This is a genomic window from Synechococcus sp. H55.9 (assembly GCF_047462355.1).
In the GTDB taxonomy this organism is placed as follows: domain Bacteria; phylum Cyanobacteriota; class Cyanobacteriia; order Thermostichales; family Thermostichaceae; genus Thermostichus.
The window spans coordinates 1-9,618 of record NZ_JANSJB010000009.1 but is presented as its reverse complement, the minus strand read 5'-3'; the positions used below and the strand labels follow the sequence as shown (position 1 = coordinate 9,618).

General features: G+C 61.0%; 6 protein-coding genes. All 6 read left to right on the top strand.

All coding sequences use genetic code 11. The features are described from left to right. The coding region (locus NW857_RS02310) for an ArsA family ATPase (RefSeq protein WP_414367850.1) at positions 1-1,919 on the top strand (1,919 nt) is incomplete at its 5' end. Between the two features lie 31 nt (positions 1,920-1,950). Further along, positions 1,951-3,987 carry an NAD-dependent DNA ligase LigA gene (ligA, locus tag NW857_RS02305; protein ID WP_414334719.1) on the top strand — a complete coding sequence of 679 codons (2,037 nt, stop codon included), beginning with the start codon at positions 1,951-1,953 and terminating at the stop codon, positions 3,985-3,987. Positions 3,988-4,537: 550 nt separating this feature from the next. Continuing rightward, positions 4,538-5,890 carry an ATP-dependent protease ATP-binding subunit ClpX gene (gene clpX, locus NW857_RS02300; RefSeq protein ID WP_414334720.1) on the top strand — a complete coding sequence of 451 codons (1,353 nt, stop codon included), beginning with the start codon at positions 4,538-4,540 and terminating at the stop codon, positions 5,888-5,890. 77 nt (positions 5,891-5,967) lie between these two features. After that, on the top strand, positions 5,968-6,627 hold the full coding sequence (locus NW857_RS02295) for a potassium channel family protein (RefSeq protein WP_414334721.1): 660 nt from the start codon (positions 5,968-5,970) through the stop codon (positions 6,625-6,627). Between the two features lie 95 nt (positions 6,628-6,722). Continuing rightward, complete coding sequence (locus tag NW857_RS02290) at positions 6,723-8,096, top strand: TrkH family potassium uptake protein (RefSeq protein ID WP_414367849.1); 1,374 nt, start codon at positions 6,723-6,725, stop codon at positions 8,094-8,096. Between the two features lie 65 nt (positions 8,097-8,161). Beyond that, on the top strand, positions 8,162-9,262 hold the full coding sequence (locus NW857_RS02285; RefSeq protein ID WP_414334723.1) for a phosphotransacetylase family protein: 1,101 nt from the start codon (positions 8,162-8,164) through the stop codon (positions 9,260-9,262). Positions 9,263-9,618 lie beyond the last annotated feature (356 nt).

Below are 9,618 nucleotides of genomic sequence, written 5' to 3'. Positions count from 1 at the left end.
TGCTGTTGCTGTCCACCGATCCGGCCCACTCCCTGGGGGATGTGCTGGGGATCCCGGTGGCCGACACCCCCCAACCCCTGCCGGAAAGTGCTCCGCACCGCTTGCGCGAATGGCCCAACTTGCAGGTGCGGGCTCTCCAGGCCGAGGTGCTGCTGCAGTCTTTCAAGCAGACCTACGGCCCTGCTCTGGAGCTCATTGCCGAGCGGGGCAGTTGGCTGGGGCGAGAGGATCTGTTGCCCCTTTGGGATCTGGACTGGCCGGGGGTGGACGAGCTGATGGCCATCCTCGAGGTCAACCGCCTGCTGGCAGGCCAAGAGGTGGACACAGTCATCCTGGACACGGCCCCCACTGGCCACACCCTGCGGCTGTTGGAGTTGCCCGACTTTTTGGATAATCTGCTGGCGGTGTTTGCCACCTTCCAGGCCAAGCACCGCGAGGTTGTCCAATCCCTGACGGGCACCTATCGACCGGATGAGGCCGATGCCTTTTTGACCCGGCTACAAAGTGAGCTGGAGGGAGGCAAAGCCCGCCTCACCGACCCGGAGAGCACCTCTGCTTGGCTGGTGCTGATCCCGGAGCCGTTGAGCGTGGCGGAGACCCGCCGCTTCTGTCAACAACTGCAAAGCCGCCGTGTGCCTGTGGGGGGTCTTCTGGTCAACCAGGTGTTGCTAGGGACGGTGGCGGCCGCAGGGGAAAAAGCGGAAGCAACCCCCAGCCGCCCCTCGCCTCTCTACCTGGCCCGCCAGCAGGAGCAGTGGCGCTGGCTAAAAACGCTTCAAGAGGAGCTGCCTGGCTATCCCATCTGGGTTTGTCCCTATCAACTGGAGGAGCCGATTGGGCCGACGGCCCTGGACAAGCTGGTGCAGCAGCTTCGCCCTTTGCCAGAGGTGCTGCCGCAGTTGGCAGGGATCCCCGCCCCGGGGGAACTCTCCCCTTCGCCGCAGCGGGACGAAGTCCTTGGGATTGCTTCTGGGCAGAGCCAGGCTTTGGGCCTTCCAGATTTTTTGGCCCAAGGGATCCGCCTTGTGCTGGTGGGGGGCAAGGGCGGGGTGGGCAAGACCACGGTGGCCGGGGCCCTAGCCTGGAACTTGGCCCAGCGCCATCCCGACCAGCGGCTCTTACTGGTCTCCATCGACCCGGCCCACTCGCTGGGGGATCTGTTTCAGACGAAGCTGGGTCAGGAGCCACTGCCTCTCTTGCCCAACCTGCTGGGCCAGGAGATCGAGGCGGCGGCAGTGCTGGAGCGCTTCCGCCAAGACTACCTGGAGGAGGTGGCGGCCATTTTGGCAGGCGAGGGGACGGCAGGGGTGGAAGTCCAGTACGACCCCCAGGCTTGGCGGCAGCTTTTGCAGATGCCCCCTCCCGGTCTAGACGAGGTGATGGCCCTGCTGACGGTGCTGGAACAAGAAGCCAGCGGCCAGTTCAACCTGGTGGTGGTGGATACCGCCCCCACCGGCCATCTCCTGCGCTTTTTGCAGATGCCGCAGGCCCTAGAAGGCTGGGTGAGCCTGGCCCTGAAGCTGTGGCTAAAGTACCGCGACGTGGTGGGCAGGCCGGAATGGGCGCAGCGGCTGCGGGATCTCTTGGCCCAGGTGCGCCAGCTCCAGCGGCGGCTGCGGGATCCCCAGTTTGTTAGCTTTGTCCCCGTCTTCAACCCCGAACAGGCAGTTCTGGCCGAAACCGAGCGTCTTTTGGCGGAGTTGGATGCCCTGGGGATCCCCCATCCCTACGCCGTTCTCAATCGGGTTTGGCTAGAGGACTCCACCCCCTTGGGAGAGGCCCTCCGCCGCCGCCACCAAGCCCTTCTGGCCCAGCTCCCCCGGCGATTCTCCCAACAGGCCATCTTGATCATCCCCTTCGTGCATCCTCCCAGCTTGGAGAATATCGGCTCCTACTTATTTGCTCCCCAGGAGCCCTAACCTGGGGGTAGATCTTGCTCACCCAAACGGTATGGATCCCAGACTGGAAGAGCGCGCCCGCGAGCTGCGCGCCCTGCTGCAGAAGGCCAGCATCGCCTACTACGTCCACGATGCCCCCATCCTGGAAGACAGCGTTTACGACCGCCTCTACCGGGAGCTGCAAGAGCTGGAGCGGGCTTACCCCGAACTGGTCACCCCCGACAGCCCTACCCAGCGGGTGGGAGAAAAACCTGCAGAGCATTTTCCTACTGTCTTCCACCGCATCCCCCTCCACAGCTTGGAAAATGCTTTCAACCCAGAAGAGCTAGAGGAGTGGCAAGAGCGCCTGCTGCGAGTTTTGGGCCGCGACAGCGAGACAGAGGAGGAGCTGGAATACGTCTGTGAGCTGAAGATCGATGGCGCCGCCTTGGCCCTGACCTACCTCGATGGTCTTTTGGAGCGGGGCGCTACCCGGGGGGACGGTCAGGCCGGAGAGGACATCACCCCCAACGTGCGCGCCATTCGTTCCATTCCCCTGCGGCTGGCGACGGCAGATCCGCCTCCCGTTTTGGAGGTGCGGGGGGAAGTCTATCTGGCCCTGGCTGAGTTCGAGCGCATCAACCAAGAGCGCCGCTCCGCTGGGGATCCCCCCTTTGCCAACCCGCGCAACTGCGCCGCCGGCACCCTGCGCCAATTGGATAGCCGCGTTGTCGCCGCCCGCAAGCTCAGCTTTTTTGCCTATGCCCTCCACTGGCCAGAAGGCTGGCCGAGCGGGGATCCCCCCCAAACCCAGTGGCAGTGTCTGCAGCGGCTCAAGGAGCTGGGATTGCCCGTCAATCCTCTGTCCCAGGTGTGCCGGGGCTTGCAGGAGGTGATCCAATTTTACGAGCGGTGGCGGGGTGCCCAGCTCCCCTACGCCTGCGACGGCGTGGTGGTGAAGCTCAACTCCTTGCGGCTGCAAGAGGAGGCCGGCTTTACACAAAAATTTCCCCGCTGGGCCATTGCCCTCAAATACCCTGCCCAAGAAGTTCCCACCCGCATCCGCGCCATTTTTGCCAGCGTAGGACGTACCGGCGCCGTCACCCCGGTGGCAGAGCTCGAGCCCGTGCTTCTGGCCGGCACCACCGTCAGCCGCGCCAGCCTGCACAATGCCGATCGCCTCGAGGAGCTGGATGTGCACATCGGCGACACGGCCATCGTGCGCAAAGCCGGGGAGATCATCCCCGAGGTGGTGGGGATCCTCAAAGAGTTGCGCCCCCCCGACGCTGTTCCCTACCGCCTGCCCAGCCACTGCCCCGAATGCCACACCCCCCTGGTTCGCCCTGCCGGCGAGGCGATAACCCGCTGCCCCAACCCAGACTGCCCGGCCAAGATCAGGGGGGAACTGCAGCACTGGGCCAGCCGCGACGCTTTGGATATCGAGGGCTTAGGGGAAAAGCGGGTAGCCCAGTTGGTGGAAAAGCTGGGGGTGCGCACCGTGGCCGACCTCTACCGCCTCGCCCCGGAACAGTTGGAGAGTTTGGCAGGGATGGGATCCCGTTCCAGCCAGAAGCTGGTGCAGGCCATTCAGCGCTCCCGCCAACAGCCCTGGGAGCGGGTGCTATATGGATTGGGGATCCCCCATGTGGGGGTGGTGACCGCCCAGACTTTGGCCCAGCATTTCCCCGCCCCAGAACTCTTAGCCCAGGCCAGGGCTGAAGACATCGCCCAGATCTACGGGATAGGGGCGGAAATTGCCGAGGCGGTGGTGGCCTGGTTTGCCGATCCCGCCCACCAGAAGTTGTTGCAGGAGCTGGGGGAGCTGGGGATCCCTGCCCTGCCCCAGCAGAAGGCCCCTGCTGTTTCCCAGGTGCTGGCCGGGAAGAAGTTTGTAATCACTGGCACCTTGCCCACCCTCTCCCGCCAGCAGGCCAAGGCTTGGATTGAGAGCCGCGGCGGCAAAGTGACCGCCAGCGTCAGCCGCCAAACCGACTATGTGGTGGTGGGGTCGGATCCCGGCTCCAAGCTCAAGCAGGCGCAAGAATTGGGGATCCCCCTGCTGAGCGAAGCGGAGCTGTTGGCCCTGGAATCCGGTGATCCGCAGCCTTGACAGGGGTAGATCCCCAGAAAACTTGGGGAAAGTGGGTTGTTCTAACGGCAGGGATGATTTATGATTCAACTCTAGTGAGGAGTGGACGCCAATAGGGGGGAAGCGAACGAAACACGGACAGTTCCTTCCCCTTTTTGGTTGCCAACAAAGGCCGTCACACCCCCCCGAAAGCATCCAACTTAACTGAAAGATCCCTTGGCCTTCGATAGCCATCTTTGCCAGGGCCGGGTAAGTTCTACTATGATGGGATCAGCGGAGACGCATGTTTCCGTTCACTCCTCACACCATCTGCCGCTCGGCGTTCAGTCGGGCGGTTTTTCTGTAGACCTGTCTAGGGGGGTCACAGTTATCTCACAAGAATCTCTGAGCACTTCGCCTGGGAACAAGCCCAGCGGAGATGCTAGACTGATAGACCAGTGAGTTCCACCCGCCTCGGCATTCCTACACTCTCATAGCCGATTTGCCCCACGCTTTGATTTGTTTGAATGTCCAGTCTTCCTCTGGCTTTTGCCGGATAGGATAGCCAAGAACAAGCAGCAACGAGGATCCCATGGCCAAATATGACTCCCACTTAAGGTGCTCCTTCTGCAATAAGTCCCAGGATCAAGTGCGCAAGTTGATTGCAGGGCCAGGGGTCTACATTTGTGACGAGTGTGTGGAGCTCTGCAACGAAATTTTGGATGAGGAGCTCTACGACGGCAACCCTCCTGCTACTGCTGCCACTGCCCCTGCCCCCAGTCGTCGCGAAACCACCAAGAAATCTTTTCGCAGCCTGCCTTCTCTGGCGCAGTTGCCTAAGCCGCGCGAGATCATGCGTTATCTTGACCAATATGTGATCGGCCAAGAGAAGGCCAAGAAGGTCTTGTCGGTGGCGGTGTACAACCACTACAAGCGCCTAGCGGCCAAGGCCAACCCCAGCAGCCTCGGAGCTGCGGAGCTGGATGAGGTGGAGCTGCAAAAGTCCAACATCTTGATCATCGGCCCCACCGGCTCCGGCAAAACCCTGCTGGCCGAAACCCTGGCCCGCATGTTGGATGTGCCCTTTGCTGTTGCCGATGCCACCACCCTCACCGAAGCCGGCTACGTCGGCGAAGATGTGGAAAACATCCTGTTGCGCCTGCTGCAGGTGGCGGACATGGATGTGGAAGCAGCCCAGCGCGGCATCATCTACATCGACGAAATCGACAAAATTGCCCGCAAGAGCGAAAACCCCTCCATTACCCGCGACGTTTCCGGCGAAGGGGTGCAGCAGGCTTTGCTGAAGATGCTGGAAGGCACCATCGCCAACGTGCCCCCCCAAGGCGGACGCAAGCACCCCTACCAAGACTGCATTCAAATCGATACTTCGAATATCCTCTTTATCTGCGGGGGCGCTTTTGTCGGCCTAGAGAAGGTAATCGAGCAGCGCATCGGCAAAAAGTCGATGGGCTTTATCAAGCCAGGGGAGCAGCTAGCAGTTACCCGTGAGCAGCGCATGGCCAACGCCCTCAAGGCTTTGGAGCCGGAGGATTTGATCAAGTACGGCATGATCCCCGAATTCACGGGACGAATTCCGGTGGTGGCCACTTTGGATCCGCTGGATGAGAAGGCGCTGGAGGCCATCTTGACGCAGCCTAAGAATGCCATTCTCAAACAGGCGCAAAAGCTGTTGCGCATGGACGGGGTGGAGCTGGAGTTCGAGCCGGCTGCCATTTCTGCCATTGCCAAGGAAGCCTACCGTCGCAAAACGGGGGCGCGGGCGTTGCGGGCCATTGTGGAGGAGCTAATGCTGGATGTAATGTACGAGGCGCCCTCCCGCCGTGACCTAAAGTACATCCGCATCACCGCCGAGATGGTGGAGCGCCGTTCCACGCACGAGCTGATCCCTCACCCTTCCACCCTGCCCAAGCCTGAGTCTGCCTAGGATCTCAGCCCTGCCCGATCCCTGCTGCGTCAGCCTATGATTGGTGTTTGGTTTTGAAGTAAAGGGCAAGGGGGCGCATGGGGCGAGCGGATCGCGAGTATGCGGTGATCGGTCTGGGACGCTTCGGCACGAGTTTGGCCCTCACGCTGATGGAGCGGGGGCACAATGTTTTGGGGATCGACCGCAGCCGGGAGATCGTGCAGCGTCTGGCGGATCAACTGACGCAGGTGGTGGCTCTGGATTCCAGCGATGAGGATGCGCTGCGAGCGGTGGATATTCTCTCCTTCGACACGGTGGTGGTGGCCATCGGCAGCGATTTCGAGAGCAATTTGCTGACGACGGTGGCCCTCAAGAGCTTAGGGGTGCGCAACGTGGTTTGCAAGGCTTCGACGGAGCGGCAGCGCTCGATTCTCTTGCGGGTGGGCGCCGATCGGGTGGTGTTGCCGGAGCAGGAGGCGGGCCGGCGTCTGGCTCAGGTGTTGACGGCACCAGGGATCCTGGATCAACTGGAGCTGGAGCCGGGCTACGGCATTACCGAGCTGGAGGTGCCGGAGGCGTTGGTGGGCCATACGCTGGCGGAGTCAGACTTGCGTCGCCGCTTTGGCATCACGGTCTTGGTGGTGAAGCGAAAACAATCGTTGGTGGTCTCACCGCCAGCAGACTACCTGTTGGAGAAGGGAGATCTGCTGGTGGTGCTGGGGGCCAATACCAATATCTCGCGGCTGAACGAGATGTAAGGGGGGATCCGATGAGAGAGGGTTGTGTCCCGCCGTCGCAACCCGAGGGGGCTGGGGGCTGGGGGTCTGCCCGAGCTGCGGGAAGCCCTCGCCTGATGCTGCCTCAGTCCTCTTGGATCCCGGCCAACCGCTTGCATCGGCTCGTTTTTGGGGACAGGCGTCGCCCGCTGCCGCCGCCTCTGCGCCTGGTCGCAGGGTTGGGCCTGCTGGCGGTGGTGGGAACTTTGCTGCTGATGCTGCCGGGGATCGGGCGCGGAGATCCCTTGAGCTGGAATGAGGCGCTATTCACGGCCATGTCCGCCCTGAGCGTAACGGGGCTCTCGACGATTGTGGCGGCGGAGGATCTCACTCTGTTCGGCCAGATCGTCTTGCTGCTGTTGATCCAAATTGGCGGGGTGGGCTTCATGGTTTTGGCGGTGGTGGTGTTCCAACTGATCGGGCGGCGCATCTCCCTGCTCAACCGCTTGGCGCTGTGCAATTCGCTGGGCCTGATCGATCCGGGGGCCATTCTGGAATTGACGCGGCGGGTGTTGATCGGGGTCACCCTGATCGAGCTGGGAGGGGCCCTGCTGCTCTGGGTGCATTGGCGGGATCTCTACGGGCCAGGTCGGGCGGTTTTTCTGGCCATTTTTCACGCCGTGTCAGCTTTCTGTAATGCGGGGTTCGACCTATTTGGGCAGGAGGGGATCCCTACGGATGGCCTGTCGCTGGCGATCTTGGGCGCTCTGATTTTTATCGGCGGCTTGGGCATCCCGGTTTTGTCGGATTTGTTAACTTGGCCGCGGGGCCACCGTCCCTCTCTGCACACCCGCATCACTCTAGTTGTGGTAGTGGTCTTGCTCTGCACAGGCGGCTTGGGGATGTTCTTGGCCGAGAGTTTGCCCGAGGGATCCCTGCGGGAGCTGAACTGGCCCCGCCGCTTGGGCCTGACGTTTTTTCAATCGGTTTCGGCTCGTACCGCCGGGTTCGCCGGGATCCCCATTGAGGATTTGACCCCGGCAAGTCGGTTGTTGCTGATGGCTCTCATGTTTATCGGGGCAGCTCCGGCTTCTATGGGGGGTGGCATCACCACCGGAACCTTGGCGGTGTTGGTGCTGGCCCTGTGGGGCTATGCCCGCGGCCTGCCCAGCGCCCAGATTGCCGGGCGCAGTTTGGATCCCTCGATGGTGCGCAAGGCGGCGGCGGTGCTGACGGTTTCTCTGTTTGTGGTGCTGTTGGCGGCCTGGCTGATCTTGATTTCCCACGGCAACAGCAGGCTGGATCCGGTGTTGTTTGAAGTGATCTCCGCTTTTGCCACCTGCGGTCTCTCGACGGGGTTTACCGGGGAGCTGAACTTGTTTGGCCAACTGATCATCGTTTTGGTGATGTTCTGGGGCCGCTTGGGGGCACTGACCATCGTCTTGGCTTTGGCCCAACAGCAGCCCCGCCCGTTGGTGACCTACCCTGAAGAGTCGATCTTAATCGGTTAGCTAAGGCAGTCTTCGTTAGACTGGGTATCGGAGTTCTCTGTCTCTCGCGTTGCCAGGAGCCATCCGTGTCCAAGTTCCTTCTCATCGGTTCTACTGAGCCCTTCAGCGGCAAGTCGGCAGCCATCTTGGGTTTGGCCAAGCATTTGCAGCGGCAGGGGGTGCAAGTTACCTACAGCAAGCCGATTGGATCGTGGGCTAGAGAGGATGGCTCCCCGGAAGGGATGGATCCGGATATGCGCTTTGTAGCGGAGACGCTGCGGCTGACTCAGATGCCTCCCATGCTTCTCCAGCTCAACGAAGAGGCGTTGCTGGCTCACATCCAGCAGTCGCTGGAGAAGCTGGCCCCCGCCTGCTCCGTTGCCCCTCTGCTGGAGTTTGCCGAGGGATCCGCTGCGGATTTGATCCTGCTAGAGGGCCCCGCCGATCTCTACGAGGGAGAGTTGTTTGGCCTCTCCTTGGCCAAAATGGCCCAAGCCCTGGATGCTCAGGTACTGCTGATCAACCGCTACCACTCCCCTTTGGCGGTCGATTCTCTTCTCTTTGCCCACCGCCAACTGGGATCCCATTTGGCCGGCGTGCTGCTCAACGATGTGCCGCCCGACCAGATGGAGCCCACCAAGACCACCGTTCGACCCTTCCTGGAGGCGAAAGGGATCCCGGTTTTGGGCATTTTGCCCTCCCACCGCATTTTGCGCAGCATCAGCGTCGGCGAGCTGGCGCGGCAACTGGAGGCCGAGGTGCTCTGCTGCCCAGATCGCCTGGATTTGATGGTAGAAAACATCGCCGTGGGGGCGATGAACGTCAACTCGGCCTTGAAGTACTTCCGCAAGCTGGAGCACAAGGCGGTGATCACCGGCGGAGACCGCACCGATATTCAACTGGCCGCCCTGGAAACTTCCACCCTCTGCCTGATCTTGACCGGCAAGCTGCCTCTGGATCCCCGCATTCAATCTCGAGCAGAAGAGCTGGAAGTGCCGATCCTCTCGGTGGATCTGGACACTTTCACCACCATTAACCGCATCGAACGGGTTTTTGGCCAAATTCGCCTCCATGAGGAGGTGAAAGTCCGCTGCATCCAGGAGCTAATGTCAGCAAATTTTGACTTTTCTCGCCTCTATGCTCATTTGGGCTTGACACAACCCCTAGTGTCAGCGGCGGGCACCTAAAAAAATCATTATCAGACCTCTCTACCCCTAGTGCTTAATTAGATATTTTTCCAAAACTAAGCACTATACCTGATCAAGATGAAAATAAGCTCTGTTCTGGTGCGCTGGCTTCTAGTGTCTGATGCTTTCCAGCATCTGCAATGATTTCTGCAAAAAAACGCAGAGATCTCTCGCCGAGTTGGCCTACTCGCTGAATTGGGGGGATATCATGCGAGTATTCATCACCTCAACACACCACTCCTCCCCCAGGTTTTCTGGGGGTTTTTGTTTGCGCTGTTTTGGCAGGAGTTCCCTATCTCTATACCCTAACGGGGCTTATGCTGCTGATGGTGTGAAATAAGGCTTCGCTGACGCTG

Excerpts from the sequence above, each read along its gene's own strand:
- NW857_RS02290 (WP_414367849.1), top strand. The coding sequence starts at position 6,723 with ATGCTGCCTCAGTCCTCTTGGATCCCGGCCAACCGCTTGCATCGGCTC.
- clpX (WP_414334720.1), top strand. The coding sequence starts at position 4,538 with ATGGCCAAATATGACTCCCACTTAAGGTGCTCCTTCTGCAATAAGTCC.
- ligA (WP_414334719.1), top strand. The coding sequence starts at position 1,951 with ATGGATCCCAGACTGGAAGAGCGCGCCCGCGAGCTGCGCGCCCTGCTG.
- NW857_RS02295 (WP_414334721.1), top strand. The coding sequence starts at position 5,968 with ATGGGGCGAGCGGATCGCGAGTATGCGGTGATCGGTCTGGGACGCTTC.